At 74.7% G+C, this 23,576-nt stretch carries 19 protein-coding genes; 8 read left to right on the top strand and 11 right to left on the bottom strand.

Features of this window, described 5'->3' with window-relative positions:
• Positions 1 to 94: 94 nt before the first annotated feature.
• The 3 genes from DEF28_RS11135 to DEF28_RS11125 all read right to left on the bottom strand — a co-directional run bounded on the left by DEF28_RS11135 (position 95) and on the right by DEF28_RS11125 (position 2,815).
• Positions 95 to 1,099 carry an ABC transporter substrate-binding protein gene (locus DEF28_RS11135; RefSeq protein WP_114400616.1) on the bottom strand — a complete coding sequence of 335 codons (1,005 nt, stop codon included), beginning with the start codon at positions 1,097 to 1,099 and terminating at the stop codon, positions 95 to 97.
• Positions 1,096 to 1,863, bottom strand: coding sequence for an ABC transporter permease (locus DEF28_RS11130; RefSeq protein WP_199493215.1), 768 nt, complete (start codon positions 1,861 to 1,863; stop codon positions 1,096 to 1,098). The genes DEF28_RS11135 and DEF28_RS11130 overlap by 4 nt, the downstream gene beginning before the upstream one ends.
• 115 nt (positions 1,864 to 1,978) lie before the next feature.
• Positions 1,979 to 2,815 carry an ABC transporter ATP-binding protein gene (locus tag DEF28_RS11125; RefSeq protein WP_199493213.1) on the bottom strand — a complete coding sequence of 279 codons (837 nt, stop codon included), beginning with the start codon at positions 2,813 to 2,815 and terminating at the stop codon, positions 1,979 to 1,981.
• A gap of 310 nt (positions 2,816 to 3,125) precedes the next feature.
• Here DEF28_RS11125 and DEF28_RS11120 point away from each other — a divergent pair, with 310 nt between their 5' ends.
• Positions 3,126 to 3,707: a hypothetical protein gene (locus DEF28_RS11120; RefSeq protein ID WP_114400613.1), complete on the top strand. Its 582-nt coding sequence runs from the start codon at positions 3,126 to 3,128 to the stop codon at positions 3,705 to 3,707.
• A 32-nt stretch (positions 3,708 to 3,739) separates the two neighbouring features.
• On the opposite strand, the gene DEF28_RS11115 is transcribed toward DEF28_RS11120, so the two are convergent.
• Both DEF28_RS11115 and DEF28_RS11110 read right to left on the bottom strand, forming a co-directional pair.
• Positions 3,740 to 5,026, bottom strand: a complete 1,287-nt coding sequence (locus tag DEF28_RS11115; protein WP_114400612.1) for a serine hydrolase domain-containing protein — start codon at positions 5,024 to 5,026, stop codon at positions 3,740 to 3,742.
• A 141-nt stretch (positions 5,027 to 5,167) separates the two neighbouring features.
• The gene (locus DEF28_RS11110; protein WP_199493211.1) at positions 5,168 to 6,121 is read right to left on the bottom strand and encodes a D-2-hydroxyacid dehydrogenase family protein; all 954 of its coding nucleotides are present in this window, start codon (positions 6,119 to 6,121) and stop codon (positions 5,168 to 5,170) included.
• A 589-nt stretch (positions 6,122 to 6,710) separates the two neighbouring features.
• On the opposite strand from DEF28_RS11110, the gene DEF28_RS11105 reads away from it, so the two are divergent.
• Positions 6,711 to 7,241: a phospholipase gene (locus DEF28_RS11105; protein WP_114399195.1), complete on the top strand. Its 531-nt coding sequence runs from the start codon at positions 6,711 to 6,713 to the stop codon at positions 7,239 to 7,241.
• A gap of 44 nt (positions 7,242 to 7,285) precedes the next feature.
• Here DEF28_RS11105 and DEF28_RS11100 read toward each other — a convergent pair whose 3' ends face one another.
• Both DEF28_RS11100 and DEF28_RS11095 read right to left on the bottom strand, forming a co-directional pair.
• On the bottom strand, positions 7,286 to 8,020 hold the full coding sequence (locus DEF28_RS11100; protein WP_147280182.1) for a YceI family protein: 735 nt from the start codon (positions 8,018 to 8,020) through the stop codon (positions 7,286 to 7,288).
• A 117-nt stretch (positions 8,021 to 8,137) separates the two neighbouring features.
• Positions 8,138 to 9,019 (bottom strand): Fpg/Nei family DNA glycosylase, encoded by an 882-nt coding sequence (locus DEF28_RS11095; protein WP_114399193.1) that lies wholly within the window; start codon positions 9,017 to 9,019, stop codon positions 8,138 to 8,140.
• A 320-nt stretch (positions 9,020 to 9,339) separates the two neighbouring features.
• Here DEF28_RS11095 and DEF28_RS11090 point away from each other — a divergent pair, with 320 nt between their 5' ends.
• The 5 genes from DEF28_RS11090 to DEF28_RS11070 all read left to right on the top strand — a co-directional run bounded on the left by DEF28_RS11090 (position 9,340) and on the right by DEF28_RS11070 (position 13,565).
• Positions 9,340 to 10,122, top strand: coding sequence for a DeoR/GlpR family DNA-binding transcription regulator (locus DEF28_RS11090; RefSeq protein ID WP_374058212.1), 783 nt, complete (start codon positions 9,340 to 9,342; stop codon positions 10,120 to 10,122).
• Complete coding sequence (pfkB, locus tag DEF28_RS11085; protein ID WP_114399192.1) at positions 10,119 to 11,066, top strand: 1-phosphofructokinase; 948 nt, start codon at positions 10,119 to 10,121, stop codon at positions 11,064 to 11,066. Before DEF28_RS11090 ends, pfkB begins: the two co-directional genes overlap by 4 nt.
• Before the next feature lie 177 nt (positions 11,067 to 11,243).
• Complete coding sequence (locus tag DEF28_RS11080) at positions 11,244 to 11,708, top strand: PTS sugar transporter subunit IIA (RefSeq protein ID WP_114399191.1); 465 nt, start codon at positions 11,244 to 11,246, stop codon at positions 11,706 to 11,708.
• On the top strand, positions 11,705 to 13,231 hold the full coding sequence (locus DEF28_RS11075; protein WP_114399190.1) for a PTS fructose transporter subunit IIC: 1,527 nt from the start codon (positions 11,705 to 11,707) through the stop codon (positions 13,229 to 13,231). Before DEF28_RS11080 ends, DEF28_RS11075 begins: the two co-directional genes overlap by 4 nt.
• A 64-nt stretch (positions 13,232 to 13,295) precedes the next feature.
• Complete coding sequence (locus DEF28_RS11070) at positions 13,296 to 13,565, top strand: HPr family phosphocarrier protein (protein WP_114399189.1); 270 nt, start codon at positions 13,296 to 13,298, stop codon at positions 13,563 to 13,565.
• A gap of 557 nt (positions 13,566 to 14,122) precedes the next feature.
• On the opposite strand, the gene DEF28_RS11065 is transcribed toward DEF28_RS11070, so the two are convergent.
• From DEF28_RS11065 to DEF28_RS11045, 4 genes are all read right to left on the bottom strand, one after another.
• On the bottom strand, positions 14,123 to 14,548 hold the full coding sequence (locus DEF28_RS11065; RefSeq protein WP_114399188.1) for a hypothetical protein: 426 nt from the start codon (positions 14,546 to 14,548) through the stop codon (positions 14,123 to 14,125).
• Between the two features lie 290 nt (positions 14,549 to 14,838).
• Positions 14,839 to 18,618, bottom strand: coding sequence for an AAA domain-containing protein (locus tag DEF28_RS11060; RefSeq protein WP_114399187.1), 3,780 nt, complete (start codon positions 18,616 to 18,618; stop codon positions 14,839 to 14,841).
• 980 nt (positions 18,619 to 19,598) lie between these two features.
• Entirely contained in the window at positions 19,599 to 19,970 is a 372-nt protein-coding gene (locus DEF28_RS11050; protein WP_114399185.1) for a hypothetical protein, read from the bottom strand.
• Positions 19,971 to 20,080: 110 nt separating this feature from the next.
• Complete coding sequence (locus tag DEF28_RS11045; protein WP_114399184.1) at positions 20,081 to 20,743, bottom strand: hypothetical protein; 663 nt, start codon at positions 20,741 to 20,743, stop codon at positions 20,081 to 20,083.
• A 960-nt stretch (positions 20,744 to 21,703) separates the two neighbouring features.
• Here DEF28_RS11045 and DEF28_RS11040 point away from each other — a divergent pair.
• Positions 21,704 to 23,461 (top strand): ABC transporter transmembrane domain-containing protein, encoded by a 1,758-nt coding sequence (locus DEF28_RS11040; protein ID WP_114399183.1) that lies wholly within the window; start codon positions 21,704 to 21,706, stop codon positions 23,459 to 23,461.
• Positions 23,462 to 23,576 lie beyond the last annotated feature (115 nt).

Below are 23,576 nucleotides of genomic sequence, written 5' to 3'. Positions count from 1 at the left end.
GCGGTGAGAAGGGCGTCCAGGTTGTTGGTCACACATCGATCGTGGGCGCCCTTCGCCATGCCCGCAGCCGGTTCAACAAAATCCCATCAACGATCTAGCTGCCCGCCTCCTCCGCCACCGTGTCGAAGACGAGGTCCGTCCAGCCGCCGGGGGTGGTGTCGATCTCGCCGATCTCGCTCATGAAGGAGCTCAGGGCCTCCAGCCCCTGCGGGGTGGTGGTGAACTCGGTCCCCTCGCGGGTCAGGTAGTCCTCGTACTGTTCGGCGGTGACGTCGCCGTCCTCCGCCTCGGCGAGAATGCCGGCCGCCCGGGCCGGGTCGCTGTTGATGAGTTCGTTGGCACGGGCCACGTTGGCGTGCACGGCCGCGATGACGTCGGGGTTGTCCTCGGCGTAGTCCTCCAGCGCCGTGACGACGTTGAAGCCGTGCGGGGCGCCGAACACCTCGTAGCTGTCCAGCAGGATCCGCGCACCCTGCTCGACCGCCTGGTACTGCGACGGCGGCGCGGTCACGGCCGCGGCGATCTGGCCGCTCAGCAGGGCCTGGAGCGCGTCGGGATGCGGCATCGCGACCATGTTCCGCGTGAACCGGCCGGGGTCGCCGTACCGGTCCTGCGCCGCCTTGGCCAGCACCATGGCCTGGATGGAGCCGGGCTGCGGCGAGGAGATCCGGTCGGACTCGGTGATGTCGTCCAGGCTCTGGATCCGGTCGTCCAGCGCCACCATCCACAGCGGCATGTTGTTCAGCGCCGTGACCACCCGCCACGGCACCCCGCTCGCCCACGCCTGGAGGAAGGGGGCCTGGCCGCTGGTGCCCAGTTCGAGGCTGCCGCCGAGCAGCCCGTCCCGGCTGGCCGAACCGCCGCTGAGGACCTTCCACTCGACCGTGTGGTCGGGAAGCTCCTCCTCCAGCCAGCCCTGGCTCTGGATGATGATCAGTGGCGCGAAGCTCAGGCCGTAGCCGGAGGCGATGGCGATCCGCCGGTCGCCGCCCGCGCCGCCGGACCCGCCGCACGCCGAGAGCGGGCCGACGACCGCGGCGCCGAGCAGCACGCCCAGCCCGCTGCGGAGGACGTCGCGGCGTCCGGGACCACGGCTCATGTCGTTGCTCCTTGCTTCATGCCCCACCGGACGACGGTCTGCCGTTCGAGGACCGAGAACAGCAGGTCGAGGGCGATCCCGATGACGGCGATCGTGACCAGTCCGGCGAAGACGTCGGGGATGTCGAGGTAGAACCTGGCGTTGTTGATGAAGAAGCCGAGACCGCCCTGGGCGCCCGCGACGCCGAACACGAGCTCCGCGGCGATGATGGTCCGCCAGCCGAACGCCCAGCCGGTCTTGATTCCGGCGACCGTGGCGGGCAGGGCGGAGGGCAGGTGCACGTCGCGGATCAGCCGCCAGCCGCGCAGCCCGAGGGAGCGCCCGACCATCAGCGTGGTCTGCGGCACGGTGCGGAACCCGGTGCCCAGGTTGACGGCGAGCGGCCAGAGCACCGCGTTGGCGACCACGAACACCAGCGCGGTCTCGTTGAGGCCGAACCAGAGCATGGCGAGCGGCAGCACCGCGACGGACGGCAGCGGGTTGATCATGGCGGTGAGCAGCGACAGCACGTCGTCGCCGGCCTTCGTCGCGACCGCGAGGGCGGTGAGGGCGAGGGCCAGGGCCATGCCGATCGCCATGCCCAGCCCAAGGATGCGCAGCGTGGTCAGCGTCGGTCCCACGAGCGCGCCGCTGCCCCACCCCTCGGCGAGCGCGACGGCGACCTCCCACGGGGAGGAGAACACCAGCGGGCTGACGTCGGCGACGACCACGTAGAGCTGCCAGACGCCCACCAGGGCCGCGAAGAGCAGGGCGCGGCGGAGCACGGTGGGCAGTCGGGACCACGGGCCCGCGCCGCGACGGCGGTCGCGCCGGGCGGGCGCCCGCCCGGCGGGACCGCGGGCTTCGGGGCCGCCGCTCCCCCGCGCCGTGCGGGGCGGGCTAGTCGAAGACGCCATGCTCGGATCCCTCCTCCTCCGAGGCGAGCAGTCCGCGCAGGTGCCGCCGGGCCTCGGCGAAGCCCTCCGCGTCCGGCTGCTCCAGCCCCGACACGTCGACGTCGTCGCGGACGCCGGAGGGCCGTCCGCCGAGCACGATCACCCGGTCGCCGAGCAGGATCGCCTCGTCGATGCTGTGCGTGACGAACAGCAGACTGGCCCGGGTGCGGCGGGCGAGGGCGGCGAGTTCGTGCTGCAGCCGACCGCGGGTCTGCGCGTCCAGCGCGCCGAACGGCTCGTCCATGAGCAGCATCCGGGGCGCCAGCGCGAACGCGCGCGCGATGGCCACCCGCTGCTTCATCCCCCCGGAGAGCTGGTGCGGGTAGCGGTCGAGGGCGTGGTCCAGCCCCATGAGCGCCAACTGCTCCTCAGCCTGCCGCCGGGCGGCGGCGCGGGGTGTGCCGGTGGCGCGCAGCGCGTAGGCGACGTTGCCCACGACCGTGCGCCACGGGAGGAGCTGGTCGAGCTCCTGGAAGACGACGGCGCGGTCCGGACCGGGCTCCAGGTCGTCGCGGCCGTCGAACACGATGCGGCCGGAGTCCGGCCGCAGGAAGCCGGCGACCGCCTTGAGCAGGGTGGACTTGCCGCAGCCGGACGGGCCGAGCAGGATGACCTTCTCCCCCTGCCGGACCGCGAAGTCGGCCTCGCCCACAGCGGGCACGTACCCCTGCGGCTGGTGGTAGCCGATGGCCACCCGCTCCACGGTGAGCAGCGGCCGGCCGGCCCCGCCCGGTACCGCGGAGTCGGCGGCCGCGTCGGCCGCCGGAGGTACCGCTTGCACCTTCACACACCTCCTTACACCTCTTTTCCGACTTAACCCGTGAAACATACCAAATAAGTAGGCTTTCCATGCCGGTCCCTCCGCCCCGGCACCGCCGGCTCCGGTCGGACAAGCGTTGTCCACAGCCGCGGAACTCCGCTTTTCCCCGTCTCCACCCCGAATCGAGACTGGAGGAGTTGGATCGGCCGTAGCGCCCCCGTGCCCGAGAGCCCCAGTCCGGCCACCGTCTCCGAACGGCCTCCAGCACCGGCCCGCCGTCCGCGGCGGACCGCCCGCAGCCCCGGGTCCCATCGCCGAGCAAGGAGCCGCCATGCCCCCCGTACGCCGTCGCCGCCCGCCGTCGCCGCCGTCGTCCAGCCCCGTCCGCGTGCTGGGGTGCGTCCTCCCGACGGTCGCCCTCGTCCTCATCACCGCGGGCGGACCCGCCCAACCCGCGCACGCCGACGGCGGCCCGCCCTCCGGCACGGCCGGCATCGAATGCGACGGCGGGGCCGTCCGCGGCCATGTGCGTTCCTACTGCGTCCAGATGGTCCGCGAGGGCCTCGTGCCCCGGGTCCGCCGCGAGTCGCTGTTCGACACCGGACGTCTGTGGGGCGTGCGGCGCGGCTACGACTTCGCCGACGGCGCCCGTGTCCGCATCACCGTCTACGAGGGCGGCGCGGTGCCGCCCACGCTGGAGAACGCCGTGGCCGAGCACGGCGGCTTCGAGGCCGGCCGGCCGGTCCTGCTGGACGGCCGCCGGGCGCGGGTCGCCGCCGGCCGGGTGGCCTTCGAGCCGGCCGGCGCGGAACTGGCGCCCGTCCCCGGGCCGGTCGCGGTGGTCGTCGAGTCCGACGTCCCCGACGACCTCACCCCGGTCGGCATCGCCCAGGGCATCGTGGTGCTGCCGTGAGCGGGCGTTCGGCGGCGGGCGGCCGCGCCGGATCAGCCGAGGTGCTGGGGGGACTCGTCCCGGTCCGGCCACGAGGTGACCTCGCCGGCGGCGGTCCACAGGGCGCCGTCGATACTCGGGTAGCTCAGGCCGGACGCGTCGTCGCGCTGGTTGAACAGCGCGGCCCAGCTCATTTCGTGGTAGGTGCGCACCCGGATCGTGTAGGTGCCGTCCAGGCTCCCGGTGTGCCAGGTGTTGCGCCCGGTGCCGCCCGAGGTCGCCCGCACGCTCCAGCCCAGGCCGTGGTACGAGCCGTTGCCGTTGATCACGGTCTCCGGCTCGGCGAACGTCCGCGCGACCGACGTCGCGTCGAGCACGCCGGTGCCGGAGCCGTCGAAGATCGTGGCGAACCGCACCAGGTCCACCGCCGAGGCCAGCCAGCCGCCGTGGGCGTCCATGTTCTCCAGGTTCCACCGCCCGTAGGGGGCGGCCACCGTGGCACCGGAGGAGTCCAGCACGGTCGTCCCGGTGTACCGCGACACGTAGGGCACCTCGGTGGCGGCGCGGTGCTCCTCGGCCATGCGGCCCAGCCGCGTCCGGGTGATGCCCACCGGACCGCGGACCGCCTCCTGGACGTGGTCGGCGTAGCTCTTCCCGCTGGCCTGCTCGATCGCCCGGCCGGCCAGGAGGTAGCCGTAGTTGCTGTAGGCGTAGGTGGTTCCGGGGGCGTGGTCCAGCCGGCGGCCCGTGGCGTAGCTCATGATGTCGGGGCGCTCCACCGGCAGGGAGGTCCCCAGCGCGCGGGCGATCGAGGCGTCGGCGAACATCACGTCGCCGGACGCGTCGCGGTCCCAGCCCCCGGTGTGCCGGAGCAGCCGGCGCAGCGTGACCTCCGGCAGCCGCGGGCCGGCGGTGCCTTCCGGCGGCGGCGCGAGGTCGAGGACCGACGTGATCGGCGCGGACAGGTCGAGCTCGCCGTCCTGGACCAGCCGGACCAGCGCGGCGGCCGTCACCGGCTTGGAGACGCTGACGATCCGGAACAGCGAGGTGGGCTGCACGTCCAGGCCCGGGCCGGTGCTCCAGCTGTAGCCGCGCGCGAGTACCAGCCGCCCCCGCCAGGTGACCGCGAGCTGGCCCGCCGTGATTCCCCGCTCCCGCATGAACGTGCGCATCGCGTCGTCGAAGCCGCGCAGCGCCGACACCGCCGTTCCCGTGGTGCGCCAGGTGCGCTCGTCGGCCCGCGCGGTCGCTCCCCCGGCGGCCCCGCCGAGGACCGCGCCGAGCCCGGCGGCCCCCAGAGCTCTGCCGGACCCGCGCCTGCTCAGCTCCGCACGTGCCATCTGCCGTCTCCCGCACTCGCGGTCCGCCTGTTCCACTGGTCCGCGCGCTGGCGCGGGCGCGGCGCTGGCACCCTGGCGCGGGCGGGTGCCGGGCCGGCCCGCCCGGTCACGCCCGGGCACCGGCGGGCGGCAGGAGCAGGCTCAGTTGAGGACCCGCACCGGCGCGCCGCCGAGGAACGCCAGCACGTCTGCCACGGTCTCCCGGAAGAAGATGTCGTAGGTGTCCTGCGTGCCGTAGCCGATGTGGGGGGTGAGCACCGTGTTCGGCGCGGTGCGCAGCGGGTGGTCCGGGGGGAGCGGCTCGGTCGCGTACACGTCGAGCGCCGCCCCGGCGATTCCGCCGGAGGTGAGGGCGTCGAGCAGCGCGCCCTCGTCCACGATGGGGCCGCGCGAGGTGTTGACCAGGTAGCCGTCCGGGCCGATCAGCTCCAGCTCCCGCCGCCCGATCAGCCCTCGGGTGCGGTCGCTCAGTTTGAGGTGCAGGGTGACCACGTCGGAGGCGCGCAGCAGTTCCTCCCGGCCCACCGGCCGCGCGCCCTCCCGCTCCGCGCGTTCGGCGGTGAGATTGGCGCTCCAGGCGAGCACCGTCATGCCGAACGCCGCCCCCACCCGGCCCACCCGGGAGCCGAGGCGGCCCAGGCCGACGATCCCGAGCGTCCGGCCGGCGAGGTCGACACCCACCGTGTGCTGCCAGCCGCCCGCGCGGACGGCCCGGTCCTCAGCCGGCACCCGGCGCAGCAGGGCGAGGATGAGCGCCCACGTCAACTCCGCGGTCGCGGCGGGGGCACCGCCGGTCCCGCTCACGGTGACACCCAGTTCACGGGCGGCGGCCATGTCGATGGAGGCGTTCGCCATCCCGGTGGTCACCAGCAGCCGGAGTTCGGGCAGCCGCTCCAGCACGGCACGCGGGAACGGGCTGCGCTCCCGCATCGCGCACACCACCGTGAACGGTGCCAGCCGGGCCACCAGGGCCTCGGGGTCATCAACATGGTCGGTGAACACCGTGAGTTCGACCCCGTCGGGCAGCCGGTGCCAGTCGCCGAAGCGGCGGGCGATGTCCTGGTAGTCGTCGAGAACCGCGATCCGGATCGTCACGCGGGCATCCTACGAGCCCCGGCAGCGCTCCTCCAGCCCGCGACGGCCGGCCCGGTCCCGCGGCCGCACGCGCACCCGGCCACTCGCGGTCCCTCCCCCTGCGCCGATCCGCGCCAGTCGCCGCCGCCCCCTCCGCCACGGACCGCGCACCTGCTGGTGCGGGCCGCGGCGGCCGGTGAACGGCATTGCCCCGCCAGGGGACCGACTGCGCGGCGCCTGCCCGCCGGCGGGACAGGGAGGCGCGCGCGTCGGGCGCCCAGGGGCGGGCCGCTCCCCGTATCGGCCGAGGTCTCCAGCGCACCGCGGGATGTGTCCTGCCGGCCACAAGACGCTGTCCCCGTGCTCGGCGCACCGCCGGTCCGCGCCGGTCGCGGCGGGGGTGGGCCAGCGGGTCGGCGGACCCGTGTGCCTGGTGGGTGGCGGCCCCGCCGCCGCGGCGCGCTCGCGGGCCGCACGGCGGCGTTACTCCGGGTTCGCCGCCCCGCCCCGTTCCGGCAGCCCGCGGTTCGACGGCTCCCCCTTCCGTACGCTACGTTCTTGGCGTATTACTCAGGGGTCACATCTCATTGGCACGAAGGGATCCCCCCGGATGCGTCCCCCCGCTCGACGCCTCGTCCGCTCCTTCTTCGCGGTCACGCTGGTCGGCCTGCTCTCGCTGCTGGGAACCGGCGTGGCGCACGCCGCGCTGCCGCCCGCTCAGCTCCAGGCCGTGACCGACGACTACCTGTACAGCCGGTCGCTGGCGGAGTTCAGCTCCATACGCGCCCAGCAGCCCTACGCCGACCAGCTCGACTGGAGTTCCGACGCCTGCAGCTGGTCACCCGACCAGCCGATCGGCTACGACTTCACCAGCAGCTGCCACCGGCACGACTTCGGGTACCGCAACTACAAGCTCCAGTCGCGGTTCACCGAGGAGAACCGCCTGCGCATCGACAACAACTTCCGCGACGACATGTACTCCGTCTGCGGCAGCAGCTCGACGTGCCGCGGCGTCGCGAACATCTACTACGCGGCGGTCCGGCAGTTCGGCGGCTCCAGCACCAGCACGGCCGAGGCGCTGACCAGGGCCAACGCCATCGAGAAGGCGGAACTGCTGGTCGCGCGCAGCGCGGCCGAGTGACCCGTGCCCCCGCGGCGGGGACCGGTCCCGGCCGCGGGGGCCGCTCAGCGCTGGTCGATGGTCGAGCGCTTGCCGGCCAGGAAGCGCTCGGTGAAGAACCGGATGTCGGTGTTGATCAGGGCGACGTCGAGCTCGATCTCGATGTGCCGTCCCACGAACAGCTTCATCCCGGGCAGTGGCGGGAAGGTGTCGATGCCGAAGTCGAACCGGTCCAGCCGCCCCGATCCGGTGAAACTGGCGAGCGCCGCGTCACCGAAGGGGTACGGCCGCTCGCCGAGGAAGCGCCCGACCAGCGGTACCGGCCGGGTGACCTCCTTCAGGGTGAGGTCGCCGTGGAACACCCACACCTCGGGGTCTTCGGTGGGTTCGGCCCGGTGGCCCTGCCACGTCATCGTGGGGAAGCGCGCCGCGTCCAGGAAGTCCGGAGATCTGAGGTGGTTGTCCCGGCGCTCGATGCCGGTGTCGATACTCGCCGTCTCCACGGTCACGCTGGCCGAGCTTCGCTCGGGGTTGTCCGCGATCCACACGACGCCGGACACCTTGCCGAACCGGCCGCGGATCCGCACCAGGTCCTGCATCCCGGCCGCGAACCCGATCGTCGAGTGCACCGGGTCCACGTACCAGGTGTCGGCCCTCGGGATGCGCACGGTCCTCGCCCGCGGGTCGCCGTCGCGGACGACGTACAGCCGCCCGAACTCTCCGCCACCGCTGTCCATCGCCTGCTCCCCTGGTCGGGCCGCCCGGCGCAGCGCCGGGTCCGGTCGTCGTCCGGTGATCACGCTAGACGGGACCGTGAGCGGCCACGCCCGGTGCGGCGGGAAGTGCCACGGAGGTTCACGGAAGAGATAGTGATCCGCAATCGGAACGTGGCTCGGGACGTCTCCCGGGCGCGGGAGTCAGGACGGCTGGCACTTGGGGCACCAGTAGAGGGTCCGGCCCGCCAGCTCGGCGGAGCGGATCTCCGCCTGGCACACCCGGCAGGGCTCGCCGGTCCGGTAGCAGACGTAGAACGCCTCCGAACGCGGCACCGGCCCCGGGCCGGGGTCCGAGCGGTCCGCCGGACGGGTGGTGATGATGCGGCCGTCCCGCACCCCGTCCCGCAGCAGTCCGGCCAGATCGGCCCAGAGGGCGTCCCACTGCTCGCGGGTGAGGTCGCGGCCCGGGCGGTAGGGGTCGATGCCGGCGCGGAACAGCGACTCCGCCCGGTAGATGTTGCCGACACCGGCGATGACGTCCTGGCGCATCAGCAGGGCCGCGATCGTGGTCCGGGAGCGCTGGATCGTGCGCCACGGCCGGTCGGGGTCGGCGTCGGCGCGCAGCGGGTCGTCACCGAGCGCGGCCTGCGCGGCCTCCTTCTCCGCCGCGGTCAGCACCACGCAGGCGGACGGCCCGCGCAGGTCGGCCCACCCCGTGGAGCTGACGAAGCGGGCGCGCACCGCGCCGGCCGGCGCGGGCGGCACGACGAAGCCCTCCTCGTCCCGCTCCAGCGCGCGTTCACCGGCGCCCTCGGCCCTCGGCGCGCCCAGGCTGCGCTCGCCCGCCGCGTCTCCGAAGGTCCACGCGCCGTACAGGCCGAGGTGCACCCGCAGCCAGGAGCCGGAGTCGAACCCGAGGAAAAGCTGCTTGCCGTGCGCCTCGCTCTCGACGAGCGCACGCCGGTCGAGCAGGCGTGCGCCGTCAGCGAAGCGCCCCTGGGGGCTGGAGACCCGCAGCCGCCGACCGCCGTAGTTCTCGGCGAAGTACGCCGCCAGCCGATGCAGCGTGTGGCCCTCGGGCACCGATCCCTCCCCGCGCTTTCCCGGCCGCGGCGGTGTTTCGTGCCCACCGGGCCGCACCGAACTCTATCGGCGGATGCGGGTCGAGCGGGCGGCCGGTCCGGCGCCGGCCAGGAGCGCGGATCCGGGGCCAACCGGCGAACCGGGCCGGTTCTCCACCGAAAGGGCGGTCCCCCTCCGAAGCGGTGCGCCGACGCCGGAAACCTGTCTCCGGAAGCGAGAAAACTCGTCTATCTTGCCCGGTTCTGTTGACATATCACACAAACAAACGTATTCAGATACATACGGACTTTAATCACCAGCCAACCGGACAGCGAACGGAGGTGAACGCGGAGTTGTACGCGCCCGAGCGACACCAGGAGATCCTGACGCGGGCACGGGAACGCGGCCGCATCAATGTGCGGCGGCTCGCCCAGGCCCTGGAAGTGACCCCGGAGACCATCCGCCGCGATCTGGCGACGCTGGAACGCCACGGCGTACTGCGCCGGGTGCACGGCGGCGCCATGCCGGTGGAGCGGACGTGGCCGTCGCCCGCCGGCACCGCACCGGGTGACGAGCGGGACGCGTCCTCCGCGTCGCGGGAGCGCATCGCCCGCGCCGCGCTGGCCGAACTCCCCGCCACCGGAGCGGTCATCCTGGGCGCGGGCGCCACCACGGTGCGACTGGCCGAACTGCTCCCCCAGGACCGCGACCTCACCGTCGTCACCCCCTCCCTGCGGGTCGCCCTGGTGGTGGCGACGCGGCCCGGGATCCACCTGCACGTCCTCGGCGGCCGGGTCCTCGGCCGCTCACCCGCCACGGTCGGGCCGTGGGCCGCCCGCGACGTCGACGACATGCTCGTGGACGTGGCGTTCCTGGAGGTCGACGGCATCACGCCGGACCTCGGCCTGACCTCCGCCGACCCCGAGGAGGCACAGGTCAAGCGCTGCCTGCTCGCTGCGGCACGCCGCACCGTCGTCCTCGCCGAGCACGGCGGGTTCGGCCGGGAGGCGTCCGCGCACGTGGCCGCGCTGGACGCCGTCGACACCGTCATCTCCGACACGGAACTGGACAGCGAGTTGGCCGAGGCGATCACCGCGGCCGGACCCCGGATTGAGCTTGCATGATCGTCACCATCACCCCCAATCCCAGCGTCGACCGCACCCTGGAGATCTCCGCCCTCACCCGGGGCGAGGTGCTACGCGTCCTCGCCTCCCACTCCCAGGCGGGCGGCAAGGGCGTCAACGTCTCCCGCGCCCTGCGCAGCCACGGCTCCGCCACCACCGCCGTCCTGCCCACCGGCGGCGCCGACGGCGACCAGCTGCTCGCCCTGCTCCGTGAGCACGACGTCAACGCGGTCACCGTTCCGGTCGCCGCGACCACCCGCTCCAACCTGACCGTCGCCGAGGCCGACGGCACCACCACCAAGCTCAACCTCGCCGGCCCCAGCCTCAGCGAAGCCGAGGTCGACGCCCTGCTCGCCGCCACTGACGCCGCCCTGGCCTGCCAGCCCTCCTGGCTGGTCGCGAGCGGCAGCCTGCCGGTGGGTGCGCCCGGCGACTTCTACGTGCGGATCGCCGCGCGTGCGAGCGCGCTCGGCGTGCCGGTGGCGCTGGACACCTCGGGCGCGCCCCTGGAGGTGGCCGCGCTCGCCGGCTCCTTCGCGCTGCTCAAGCCGAACCACGAGGAGCTCGCGGAACTGCTGGGCCGGGAGCTGCCCACCATCGGAGACGTCATCGGCGGCGCCCGCGAGGTGCTGTCCTGGGGGAACGAGACCGTGCTCGTCACCCTCGGCGGACACGGAGCCCTGCTGGTGGACCGCCAGCACAGCTGGTGGGCCGGCAGTCCGAGAGTGACGCCGCGCAGCACCGTGGGGGCGGGCGACTGCACACTCGCGGGCTACCTGTACGCGGACTCGGAAGCGCCCGAGCGGCTGCGCCGCGCGGTCGCGTGGGGCACGGCGGCGGTCGCGCTGCCCGGCACCACCGTCCCCGGGCCCGACGACATCGACGAGTCGGCCGTCGAGGTGGTCGCCGAGCCCGACCCGGCACTCGTCATCAAGGAACTGTGACCCCGTGACCGGCCGTCCGCCCCGCCACCCGGCCGCCGACCAGCTGTCCGCGGCGCGATCCGGCGGGGCCGGCCCGGCCTGCCCCGGCTCCCACCCGCACGCGGCCCCGTCCCGGCGGCGGAGGCCGGTCGCGGCGTGCACCGCACCGCCGAGAGCGCTTTTCGAAGGAGCACTGACGTGAGCGAGTCGACTCCGCGTCTGATCACCGCCGACCTCGTCCTCCCCGGCCTCGCCGCCGCCGACCGCGAGGACGCCACCCGGCAGCTCGCGGCGCTGCTGCACAAGGCCGGCCGCGTCACCGACCTGGACGGCTTCCTCGCCGACGTGCGCGCCCGCGAGTCGCAGATGCCCACGGGGCTGCCCGGACGGGTCGGCCTGCCGCACGCCCGCTCCGCCCATGTCACCGTTCCCAGCCTGGCGGTCGGCCGCTGCCCCGCCGGAGTGGACTTCCAGGGCCCGGACGGCACCGCGACGCTGGTCTTCCTCATCGCCGCCCCGACCGGCGGCGATGCCGACCACATGCGCATCCTCGCCGCGCTGGCCCGCAGACTCGTGCACGCCGAGTTCCGCTCCGCGCTGCTCGATGCCCGCGACGCCGCCGAGATCGCCGACACCGTCACGCGGGAGGTGGTGGTGTCGTGAAATTCGTGGCGATCACGTCGTGTCCCACCGGCATCGCGCACACCTACATGGCGGCCGAGGCCCTGGAGCAGGCGGCCCGGGCGGCTGGACACGAGATGCACGTGGAGACGCAGGGCGCGGCCGGCTCGACCCCGCTGGAACCGGACGTCATCGCGGCGGCCGACGCCGTCGTCTACGCCGCGGACCTGGAGGTACGCGGCCGGGAGCGGTTCGCCGGCAAGCCGTTCGTGGACGTCGGTGTGAAGGCCCCGATCAACGACGCCGCCGCGGTGCTCGCCGCGGCGGAGGAGGCGGCGCGCGACGCCGCCGAAGGCGCTCCCGTCGCGGGCGGTGAGCCGGACGGCGGCGCGACCGCCGCCGCTGCCGATGGCCCGCCGGCACCGGCCACCAAGGTCACGGCGCGCGGCGGAGCCGGGACCCGGGTCCGCCAGTGGCTGATGACCGGCGTCTCCTACATGATCCCGTTCGTGGCCGCCGGCGGCATCCTCATCGCGCTCGGTTTCATGGTGGGCGGCTACCAGATCAACGAGGCGCAGCCGGACGATATCGTCAGCGGCTTCAACGCCGCCTCGGCGCACGACTGGGGCGCGCTGCTCTTCCTCACCGGTTCGGCCGTCTTCGCCTTCCTGGTCCCGGTGCTGGCCGGATTCATCGCGTTCGCCATCGCCGACCGGCCCGGGCTGGTGCCGGGCTTCCTCGGCGGGGCGGTGTCGGTGACGGTCGGCGCGGGCTTCCTCGGCGGCCTGGTCGCCGGTTTCCTCGCCGGCTTCCTCGCCCTGGGCCTGACCCGGCTGCCGGTACCGGCCGCGGTCCGCGGCGTCATGCCCGTGGTGGTCACGCCGCTGGTCGCCTCGTTCGGGACCGGCCTGGCGATGTTCGTCGTGCTCGGCCGGCCGCTGGCGGCCCTCATGGACGGCCTCAACGGCTGGCTGGGGTCCCTGTCGGGCGGCAGCCTGGTGCTGCTGGGCACCCTCATCGGGCTCATGATGGCCGTCGACATGGGCGGCCCGGTCAACAAGGTCGCCTACACCTTCGCCACCGCCGGCCTGGCAGCGGCCGGCGCGTCGGCGAACCCCGACGCCGTGGAGTTCACGGTCATGGCCGCCGCGATGGCGGCCGGCATGACGCCGCCGCTCGGCCTCGCGCTCGCCACCCTCCTGCGCGCGCGGCTGTTCACGCCGGGAGAGATCCAGAACGGCAAGGCGGCGTGGCTGCTCGGCGCCTCGTTCATCACCGAGGGCGCGATCCCGTTCGCCGCGGCCGACCCCCTGCGGGTGATCCCCGCGCTGATGGTGGGCTCCGGCGTCACGGGTGGCCTGGTCGCCGTGTTCGGAGCGACACTGCGCGCCCCGCACGGCGGCATCTGGGTGACCCCCCTGATCGGCCACCCGCTGCTGTTCCTACTCGCCCTACTGGCCGGCACCGCCGTGACGGCCCTGGGCGTGTGCCTCCTCAAGAGTCTCGGCCGCCGCTCCACGGCCGCCGACGCACGGAGCGACGCCACCACCCCGGCCGGGGTGTGACCGTTCCCTCCCCCCTGTGACCACGTCACCGAGCATGCGCTCGTCCAGAGAACAAGGAGATCCCATGCCCCAGCGCACCGCCACGATCGGCTCCTCCGTCGGTCTGCACGCCCGCCCGGCCGCCCTCTTCGTGCAGGCCGCGACCGCGACCGGCCTGGCGGTGACCATCGCCAAGTCGGGCGGCACCCCGGTCGACGCCCGCAGCCTGCTCACCGTGATGAGCCTCGGCGCCGTCAACGGCGACAAGGTCGTCCTGGAGGCCGAGGGCGAGAACGCCCAGGCGAAGCTGGACGAACTGGCCACCCTGCTGGAGACCGACCTCGACGCGGCCTGACCTCCGCCCGCGGGGCGGCGCCCGGCCCATCGAGCGCTGCCCCGCGACGCCGCGCCCCGCCATCGCGGACGGGCGCACGGCACGGCGGGCGGCGGCTGCCCTCCAGCCGCCCCCGCCCGGAGCCGGCGCACCTCCCAGCGGCCCTTCGCCGCGCCCCGCACGCGGCCGGGCACGCCGCGTCCCATCCCGGCCCGGCAGCCGCGATCCGCCGGCCGCTGGTGCGCGCGGATCTCTCCTGGCGTTTTTCGGGGCGAGCGCCGCGTCCCTCTGGACGTCGCCGAACCCGCCGGGCCCGGCCCGCCGTGCCGCCCGCACGAGCGAAGGACGGCCGCCCGCACCCACCAGCGGGTCCGGGGACCAGACACCGCGTTCCGCCGACAACCGACCGGTGACCCCCGACAGCCACCGCCCCGCAGCCCGACCCGCATCAACGATCCAGTGTTCTGAGTCGTTAATTCGATGGCAATCCGAATATGGTGCCCCGCATGGCGGATCCGGGCCCCGAGGAACGTGCCCAGCCAGACCGCCATCCCACGCGGCTGGCGTTGCCCTCGGACTCAGACTGCATCTCGTCGATGGATGGAAATCTCCACGGATCCGTTCTTCGTCGAGAAGGTCCACGCTGTCACCGGCCGGTACCCGGATCCCCCGATACGGCGCTGGTGCTGTGCGTGGACGACGAATCCCGTGTCCAGGCCCTGAACCGGCCCGCGCCGGTCCTGCCGATGACGCACGCGGCGCCGGGCCGCCGAGACGACATCCGGGCTGAAGGCGACCGCCCTGTTCGCGGCCCTGGATATGGCATCGGGCACGGTGATCTCCTCCCACCACCGCGAGCACCGCGACGGCGAGTTCCGGAAATCCATGAACCGGATCGACCGAGGACACCGCCTGGGCTTGGTGTGCATCCAGTGCTGGACAACTACGGAACGCACGAGGCGCCGGTCATCGGGGAACGGGCGCTGGCCCACACGGGTTTCCATCCGCGCTCCATCCCCGCCGATCTTCATCGGACCGACGACCCGCAACACCGGCGGCTCGGAGACGGGCCTCCCGGGCCTAGTGGCAGAGCGGGCGCGGCGCGCCGGCACGGCACCGAGCGACGGCGGCCGCTCCCGCGCGCAACGCCTCCGGCGGCTCCGACCAGCACCCGCAGTGACGGCCCCCGGGACGGACCCGGCGCCGGCCCCGGCAGGGCCCCCAGCCCGCCGCTCGATGCGGTCACGGCGGCCGCCGCCCCCGCGGTCGGGCCCACTCGCGGTGCGTGACGGCCTCACGCGCCCGCGTTCAGGATCTCCTTGGCCATACCGTCCGGATCGTGCAGGCAGCGCCAGGCGGGGGCGCGGACGACGGGCTCGCCCGCCGACCGGTGGAGCTGGACGCACCGGCCGAGCAGCCGGCGGAGTTCGCGGCCGGAGCCGGACCGGTCCACCACGACCAGCGTGGTCCCGTGCGGGGTGCGCACCCGAAGGTCGGCGTGGTGGCCGCCCGCCGACACGTCCTCCGTCACCTCGTCGGACATGCTGCGCAGCGCGTCCAGCAGCGACTGCCGTGCGGGATCGCGCCGCCGCCGGGCGGCCCCGCGGTCGGCCGGCGGCCAGGCCGGTGCGCCGGCCACCGCTCCCCGGCCGGGAGCGGTCCCGCCGATCAGCCCCTCGGCGCAGAGTTCGGCGGGCAGGCCCCCGCACGCCGACCAGAACGCGGCGTCGCCCACCACGACCACCCGCCGGCTCGCCCGCGTGAGCACGGCGTGCCACGCGTCGGCGCACTCGGTCGCGCGACGCGCCAGGTCGGCCGGCGCGCCGGCGCAGATGGTGGGCGAGAGCACCATGACGTCCCACTCGCCGCGGAACGCCTCGGCCGCGCCCACCCGGACCTCCCGGCGGCGGCCCGCGTGCTCGACGAGCCGGCTCAGCAGCGTCCGCTGCGAACGGTACGGCGCCACCACACCGATGGCGGCACCGGCCGGCAGAGCGGCGTCGAGGGCCCGCACCGCCGCGGCGACCTCATGGGCCTCTTCCGGGTTGACGCAGGACCGGCCGACGGTGCGCGCGCAGCCGCCCACGACATCGCGCCACTCCACCACCCGGCCGCGCGGGGCCGGGTGGTGGGTGCGAGCGGCCGGGGCGGTGGAGCGCCCGCCGTAGAAGTGCCGGTCGGCGAGCGCGGCGAGCCGGGGGTGCCGGCCGTCGTGCTCGTCCAGCCACAGCACGGGCCGCCCGGTGGCGGCCAGGGCGGCGGCGCAGGCGTGGTAACCGGAGTCGCCGGTACCGCGCAGCGCCCGCTCGGTCAGCCAGCGCTCGCCGAGCCGGGCGGCCTGGCGGTACCGCAGTTCTTCCTCGGGTTCGGGGCCGGCTGGCGACGTCCCCCGGCGCGGATCGCCGACGACCAGCGCGCGCTTGGCCCGGTACAGCAGCGGCAGCGCCTCGGCCACCGGGCAGTTTCCGGCGTCCACCAGGACGACCAGGTCGAACAGCCCGGCCTCCGGTGGGAGGGCTCGGGCCCCTGCGGTGGTGGTCGCCCACGCAGGGACGGCTGTCAGCAGCCACGGGAACCCGGCCCAGCTCCTCGCCCCGTGCCAGTTCAGGCTGTGCAGCCGGTTGGCGATGGCCTGCCGGCCGCCCTCGATCCTGCTGGCCACCGCGGCCTTCAGGCAGTCCAGGCTGGACAGCCGGTGGCAGCCGGCGGCGGCGTCGAGGTTGGCGGCGGGATCCGCGGGCACCGCGCTGCGGCGCCAGCGGTCCATCGCCGTCCGCCAGTCGTGCTCCGCGCGGGCGGCGCGGCCGAGCATCGCCAGACTCGCCGGGTCGGCCGGCACGCCCAGTCCGCGGCGGATGGCCGCGCGCCGCAGGGCGCCCGCCACGCCGCGGCCGAACGCGCGCCCGGCCCGGCGAGCCCACTCCTCGGGAGAGCGCCGGGTGGAGCCGAACACGGCCGCGGGATCCCATCCGGCGGCGGCCAGCCGGGACCGCGCCCGCGCGAGCAGCGCGAGTTCGTGCTCCTGGGCGGCAACCGCGTCGACGGTCCGCTCGGCCGTGCGCAAGCTGGTCCAGTCCTCGCGGAGGCTGGCGTAGCGCACCGCCGGATCGCCGCCGCCGTGCTCGCGTCCGAGGAGTTCGGCGAGCACCTGCGGCTCGGCGGCGCGGTACCGCGGCCCGCCGGTGCGCACCACGAGCGGACGCGCGTCGACGTCGGCGGAGCGGGCGACGCTCTCGACGGTCGAGGCGTCCGGGGCGGCGACGAGCACGCTCTGCCCCGCGACGACGGCGGACTGCACGGCGGCCGCGGCCAGGCCGGTCACCGCGGTGCCGGGCGGACCGGCGACCACGGTGAGGGTTTCGGCCATCGCTGACCGCAGCGCGTCGCGCTGCGGCTCGCCGAGCCCGCGGGTGTCGACGGGCGCTCCGGGGTCGGCGCCCCCCGGGCGCGGACCGGCGAGGGCGGCCAGCGCGGTGTCGCCGATGCGCTGCACCCGAAGCCCCGTCTCCTCGTCGCAGGCCAGGTCGGCGAGGACACCGGAGACGGCGACCGCCGGCGGCGCCGCACGGTAGAGCAGGGCGACGTTGCGGGCCCCGGGCCGGGGCGGCAACCGGGCGAGTCCGCCCCGCAGGCGCGCGGGGTCGATCGTGTCGACGGGCTCGATCCCGAGATCGTCGAGCAGCCGCCGGGTCCGGCACGCGAGGTCGGCTATCACGGGGCCGTCCGCTCCGTCGGCCAGCCACTCGCGCAGTTCGACGGAGTCGGTGCGCCCCGGGTGGCCGAGCGCGCGCAGCACCGCGGGGTTGACGACGGGGGCGGAGAGCGCCCGCAGCCGCGGACCCGTGATGGCCGCGTCGGCATCGACGTCCACGACGAACAGCGGGGCCGCCAGGAGGCCGGCGGCCGGGAGCTCCGCATCGGGCAGCCCCGGCAGGTCGGCCGGGTCCAGCAGCACCGTGGGGTATCCGTAGCGGACGGTCTCGCCGCGTTCCACCGCCGCCCGGACGAGGTCGGCGGCGGCGCTCCCCAGCGCCGGCCGCGGGTCGGCGCCGCTGAACAGCGGCTCGGGACCGGCCGGCCAGCAGACATGCCCGCCCGCGCGGTCCAGGTCGGCGAAGGACCGGACCACCGCCGCCCGGCGGACGCAGCACGCGTGGTAGTCGAGCAGCGCGCGCCAGCGGGCGGCGTCCAGGGGTAGGGCGGGATCATCGTCGGGCGGTCCGGGGAGCGCGCTGGGGCCGCGCCCGGGACCGAGGTGGCCGACGAGGGCGCCGGTCCCGGCGCGTTCCGGTCCCCCCGCGCCCCGGCCGCGGACCAGGCGGACCGCCCCTCCGTCGTGCTCGCCGAAGCGCAGGGCCACCGGCTGCCCCAGGCCGGTGATCCGGCCGAGGTCGGCACACAGGTGCTCGACGAGGTCGCGGGCGTCGATCCAGCCGTCCCCGTCGCGGTCCTCGGCCGCTCCGGCCAGTGCCGCGGCGGCCGCGAGGGTGAGCACGCCGCAGTCCGCGTGGCCGAGCGGGTCCGGCCGGCCGGGCAGGTGCGGGTCCGGCCGGCCGGTGGTGGCATCACGCTCCGCCGCCGACACGACCACGCCGACGCCGTGGAGTTCACGGCGCAGTTCCACCTCCGGCAATCCCGCCCGGGCGCCGGCCGCCGAGGGGTCGCCGGCGGTCCGATGGCGGCAGTCGAGCAGCACCGCGGCGGTCGGGGTGGGCGCGGCGCGCAGCAGGTCGCCGAGCAGGCCGACGGGGACAGCGGTGCGCCGGGGGCGCCGGGACACCGTGTCGCGGGCGGCGAGGAAGAGCCGGCCGTCCCCGGTCACGAGCCCGTACCCCGTGAAGAAGAGCAGCAGGAGGTCGTCGGGCCGGGAGTCGGCCAGGAAGGAGCGCACCGCCGCCTGCACGCGACCGCGGTCGGGGTCGAGCAGCAGCGTCGTCTCGTCGAACCGGCCGTGTGCGCGCAGCACGGCGTCCAGCGACCGCGCCCCGGCACGCGCCACCGGCAGGTCGGCGAGAACGGGATCGGTGTGGGACGTGGCGGCGATCAGCAGCGCCCGGCGGCGGCCGATGCTCATGTCGGCGGCCCCGCGTCACCGTTCCTGGAGAGCCCAGCTGGAGCTACCGGCACGTCGCACCTCATGTTGTTTCCGGCCGTCCGGACAGCGACCGCTACGTGACGAAGTCGTCACACATTGCGATCACGATCATTGTTACGGCAGCTCGCGACTGCGTACCGGGGAAACAGCGCGGATTACTCGACTCGTGGCCGACTTCGGCCATCGCCCAAGAAAACCGCCGCCCATGTGATAGAGAAGCCCGCCACCGACTCGGCCCGGGACGCCGAAGCGGGCCGCTGTTCCCGCTCCGCCGGCCTCCGGCGAAGAGCACCGCGCGGGTGGCACGGGGTAGCAGCCAGGAGAGGACCGCGAGGGGCAATGGGCTGATCCGCGACCGTGCGGCAGCGGCCGGTCCTGCTGGCGGGCGTGCCGCTCAGTGGGAACCGACCGGCCACGGGATCATGGGCCGCTCGTCCGTGGGCTGACCGTTCTCGGCGACGCCTCCCCGCCCCCGCGGCAGCGCGTCCCGGCCGCCGTGGAAGCCGTCAGCCGCGCACCGGTCCGTATGGGAGTAGGCGCGGTGGTCTCGGCGAAGGCCTACCTGAGCAGGGCTGGTCCGGGGCCGAAGGCTGAAGGGTCAGGGGACGCGTACCAGGCAGAGGTTGTACCTCGGGGTCTCTATCACGCGGTCCCAATCCCTCACGTTGTCGCTGTCCTCGCAGCTCTCGCTCGGGTCGCTGGGGCCGGTCGAGTCCGACCCCCAGTAATGCTGGAGGACGACCCTGTACTCGGCGTAAGCGGACTCGCAGGGGACCTCGACCGTGGCCGACCCGCTGTCGGCCGACTCCGTCATCGCGCCGCCGCGGTACGGGCTTCGTTCCCTGGGCTTGCTCCGCGCCCCGGCTGCGAGGCGGCGCCCGGCAGCCAGGCCCCGCGCGACGGTCAGCGCGGTGACCGGTCCCTCTCCAGTACTCCCGGTCACCGCGTCGGCCGGGCGGTTAGACGTCCAGGGTCGCCTCGATCCCCCGCAGCCGGTGCCGGGCCAGCGCCAGGTTGGAGCGGTGGCGGTCCAGGGCGAGGTACAGGAAGAGGCCGCTGCCCTTGCGGCTGGTGAGCGGCCGGATCAGGTGGTACTGGTTCGCCAGCGTGATGAGGATGTCCTCGATGCTGTCCTTGATGCCCAACTGGTCCATCGTGCGCAGCTTCGCGCGGACCACCTCGGTGTTCCCGGCCGAGGCGACCATGAGGTCGAGGTCCTTGGACGTGCCCAGCGACCCCAGCGCCATGCCGCTGCCGTAGTCGACCAGCGACGCCCCGATGGCCCCGTCGATGGACATCATCTCTTTCAGCCCGGTGTCGATGTCGGCCATTGCCAACCCTCCATTCATCTGTGGTGGTGCGGGAAGGTCATCGGGCGCGCGCCACGCGCGCCACCATGCCCGGAGCAGCCCGCCGCCGCGGCCTCGGGAGGATCGAGCCATCAGGACCCGACCCCCGCCTGCAGGACGGAGACGCCGGCCCGCGGCGAAGAGGCGTACAGCCCCCGGAGGGCGCCCAGCACGCGCTCCAGCGTGGCGCGGTCCGGCGGCGTCCACCTGACGCCGTCCGCCCCCCGCGCGGGGCGGTCCGGGTCGCGCTGCCGCACCGGCAGCCCGGCGGTGGTGCGGGTGCTCGGCGCGCCGCCCGTGTCCGGCCCGTGGCCGCGGCGGCGCTGCATGGGGACCGAGGGGGCGCGTCCGAGCGCGAGGAGCTCGGCGGTGGACTCCGCGGCGAGCCGCCGGGCGAGCCGCCTGATCGCCCGCCGGGCGAGCGCGAGGTTGCCGGTGGTCCGGTCGAGCCGCAGTTGGATGTGGCAGCGGGTCCTCGGCCCCGGACTCCCGCGGACGACCGCGACCAGGACGTAGCCGGAGCGGGTGGTGAGCACGACGTCCTCCAGGTCGGCCTCGCGACCGCGGTGGGCGAACGGCTCGGTTTCGAGGATCACGCGGATGACGGCCGCCGTGCCCGCGGCCTCGCCCGGCACCGCCGCGGGGTCGTGGCCGCGCCGGGCCATGACGCGGTCGTTGGTGTGGTCCACGAGGGACACGCTGCGCGCACCCGGGATCGCCAGTAGCTCCTTCATGTGGTCGTCGATCGCGAGCACTGCGTTCCTTCACGGGTTCGGACGGCGGGGTCCGGCCACCGAGCCGGTCCACCGTGAATTGCCGATACTCCGGGTCAACTAGCGAGCGTATTCGCGATCGGCCCTCGATGCAGCATTTCTGGCGGAATTCACATTTTGGACAAGTGATCATCCACGAAGGAGCATCGCGAGCCCGGGGAATTCTCTGTCCATAATCCGAGAACAGGCCGCCTTCCCCCAGGGGGCCACCGCACCCGCACCAGAAGGGAACGGGTCGAAAGTCCCGCGAATTCAGGCCGAATGTCGGGGCCCCGCCGCCGCGGTCGGGCGCACCGGTCGCCGCCAGCGCCGGGCCGCCGGCGCCCGCTCTCCGGTCCGGGCCGGTCCAGGGCCCGGACCACGCTCTTCGGGCGGCGGCTCGCGCCTGGATCCGGTCGGCCGCCTGCTCACGCGCCGCACCGCCGCCGATCAGCCAACGCCCACGTCGCCCGCCCAGCAGGGCCGGCGGTCAGCCGGGAGGGCGCACTCGCCCCGCGACGCTTCCCGCCGCACCGCCAAACCGCCGTCCTCGGCGACGACCGGGTTCCCCCTCCCCGACCGGGCGGCCAGCCACCCGACGCCGATCGCCGCCGCGCCGGGGGGATCCGGACGCGCGCGCCCGAGACCGGGGGCCGCGGCTCCTCGGACGCCCGCCGGCACGCACCGGAGAGCGGCATAAACTCCGGCGACTTCACGAAGCCCACCCTTTTCCCATCCGGAAACCGGCCGCCATCCGCCCCACCATCGACGTCGCGGTAATACCTGGGTGAAAAAGGTGACAAAAGTACACATGAGGGAATTGGGGCGAGGGAATTCGCCGTCGCGAAGATCGCTTTTCGGGCGTATTGCCGGCCCCCGTCCTGCCCGATCCCCCGCCCGATCCGGCCCACCTGGGAAAACAAGTGGCTGTGATACACACATTCGAGCTAGTGTCACTGGGCTATGTATCCCATCCCAGCCCCCGAGCCCGGCATGCCGGACCACCGCTCGCCGTGGCGCTACGTGGCCTGGACGGCGCGCCGGCAGTGGCCGTCGCTCGTCCTGGCCAGCGCCATGAGCACCCTGTTCATGGGAGTGCAGGCGCTGCCGCCCGCCATCATCGGGCGCGTCATCGACGCCGGGCTGACGGAGCGCGACCCGCGGGCGCTGCTCATGTGGGTGGCGGTGCTGCTCGGCACCGGTACGGTGCAGGCGGTACTGGCCGCGGCCGCGCACCGCGCCGACGTCTACAACTGGTTCCACGCCGCGTACCGCACGATGCAGGTCGTCGCCCGGCGGGCCGGCCGGCTCGGGGTCACCCTGCGGCGCCGGGTCTCCTCTGGCGAGGTCGTGTCGGTCGGGTCCTCCGACATCGAGGAGCTGGGCGAGCTCACCGAGTACACCGGAATGCTGGTCGGCTCGCTCGTGACCGTGGCCGGGATCAGCGTCTACCTGCTCTCGTCCTCCCTCACACTGGGGCTGCTGGTGGTCATCGGCGTACCGGCCATCGTCCTGGCCCTGGGGCCGCTGATCCGCCCGTACCACCGCCGCACCACCACGCACCGCGAGCGCCTGGCCGAACTCGCCGACCAGGCGGGGGACATCGTGGCGGGGCTGCGGGTCCTGCGCGGAATCGGCGGCGAGCGGATGTTCGCCCGGCGCTACCGGGCCGCCTCGCAGGAGACCCGCCGGGCCGGGGTCCGCGTCGGCCGGTTCGACGCGCTGCTGCGCGCCGCCGAGGTCCTGCTGCCGGGCCTGCTGGTCGCGGCCGTGGTGTGGTTCGGCGCCCGTGCGGCGCTCGCCGGCGAGATCACGACCGGCCAGCTGGTGGCCTTCTACGGGTACGCCGCCTACCTCGTCGTGCCGGTGCAGTCGCTGACCGCCGTCCTCGGGGTGGCGGTCGCCGGGCACGTCGCCGCGACCCGGATCGTGCGCGTGCTCTCCCTTCGGCGCGATGTCACCGACCCCGCCGCTCCGGTCCCCGGCCCCGCACCGGGCGGCGCGCTGTACGACCCGGTGAGCGGCGTGACAGTGCGGCCGGGCGCGCTCACGGCGGTCGCGTGCGCCCGGCCGGCCGACGGCACCGCCCTCGCCGAGCGCCTCGCCCGGCTGCGCGACAGCGACCCGCCGGTGCTGTTCGGCGCGGTGCCCTCCGCGGCGCCCGAGCCCGCCCGGGCGGACACCGCGGACGTGGTCGCCCTGCCCGACATGGCGCTGGCGGAGGTGCGCGGCCGGATCCTGGTGAGCGACAATGACGCCTGGCTGTTCCCCGGACCGCTGCGGAGCGAACTCGCCCCGGACGGTGCCTCCGACGAGCGGCTGGCGGCGGCGCTGCACGCCGCGAGCGCCACCGACATCGTGGCCGCGCTGCCGGGCGGGCTCGACGGCCTGGTCACCGACCGCGGCCGGGAGTTCTCCGGCGGGCAGCAGCAGCGGCTCAAGCTCGCGCGGGCGCTGCTGGTGGAGCCCGAGGTGCTGATCCTGGTGGAACCGACCTCCGCCGTGGACGCCCACACCGAGGCGGCCATCGGCGAACGACTCGCCAAGTACCGGTCCGGGCGCACCACCGTGCTGGTGACCACGAGCCCGCTGCTGCTGGACCGCGCCGACCGGGTCTGCCACGTCGCCGACGGCCGCCTGATGGCCGAGGGAGGCCACCGGGAGCTGCTGCGCGACGATCCCGGCTACGCCCGCACGGTCCGGCGCGGGGACGGCGCATGAGCGCTCTCCGGGCCGGCCGGCGCGAGCGGGCGGGCGGCTCCGGGCCTCCGGGCGGCCGTTCGGTCCGCCCAGGCCTCCCGGAGCCGGAACGGCCCCCGCCCCGGCGCACTCCACG

This window comes from Marinitenerispora sediminis, assembly GCF_003336425.1.
Classification (GTDB): Bacteria; Actinomycetota; Actinomycetes; order Streptosporangiales; family Streptosporangiaceae; genus Marinitenerispora; species Marinitenerispora sediminis.
This window is presented reverse-complemented; position numbering and strand designations above follow the sequence as displayed.

Coding starts and splice junctions, on each gene's coding strand:
- DEF28_RS11135 (WP_114400616.1), bottom strand. CDS start 1,099: ATGAGCCGTGGTCCCGGACGCCGCGACGTCCTCCGCAGCGGGCTGGGC.
- DEF28_RS11120 (WP_114400613.1), top strand. CDS start 3,126: ATGCCCCCCGTACGCCGTCGCCGCCCGCCGTCGCCGCCGTCGTCCAGC.
- DEF28_RS11115 (WP_114400612.1), bottom strand. CDS start 5,026: ATGGCACGTGCGGAGCTGAGCAGGCGCGGGTCCGGCAGAGCTCTGGGG.
- DEF28_RS11105 (WP_114399195.1), top strand. CDS start 6,711: ATGCGTCCCCCCGCTCGACGCCTCGTCCGCTCCTTCTTCGCGGTCACG.
- pfkB (WP_114399192.1), top strand. CDS start 10,119: ATGATCGTCACCATCACCCCCAATCCCAGCGTCGACCGCACCCTGGAG.
- DEF28_RS11070 (WP_114399189.1), top strand. CDS start 13,296: ATGCCCCAGCGCACCGCCACGATCGGCTCCTCCGTCGGTCTGCACGCC.
- DEF28_RS11065 (WP_114399188.1), bottom strand. CDS start 14,548: ATGGAAACCCGTGTGGGCCAGCGCCCGTTCCCCGATGACCGGCGCCTC.
- DEF28_RS11060 (WP_114399187.1), bottom strand. CDS start 18,618: ATGAGCATCGGCCGCCGCCGGGCGCTGCTGATCGCCGCCACGTCCCAC.
- DEF28_RS11050 (WP_114399185.1), bottom strand. CDS start 19,970: ATGGCCGACATCGACACCGGGCTGAAAGAGATGATGTCCATCGACGGG.
- DEF28_RS11040 (WP_114399183.1), top strand. CDS start 21,704: ATGTATCCCATCCCAGCCCCCGAGCCCGGCATGCCGGACCACCGCTCG.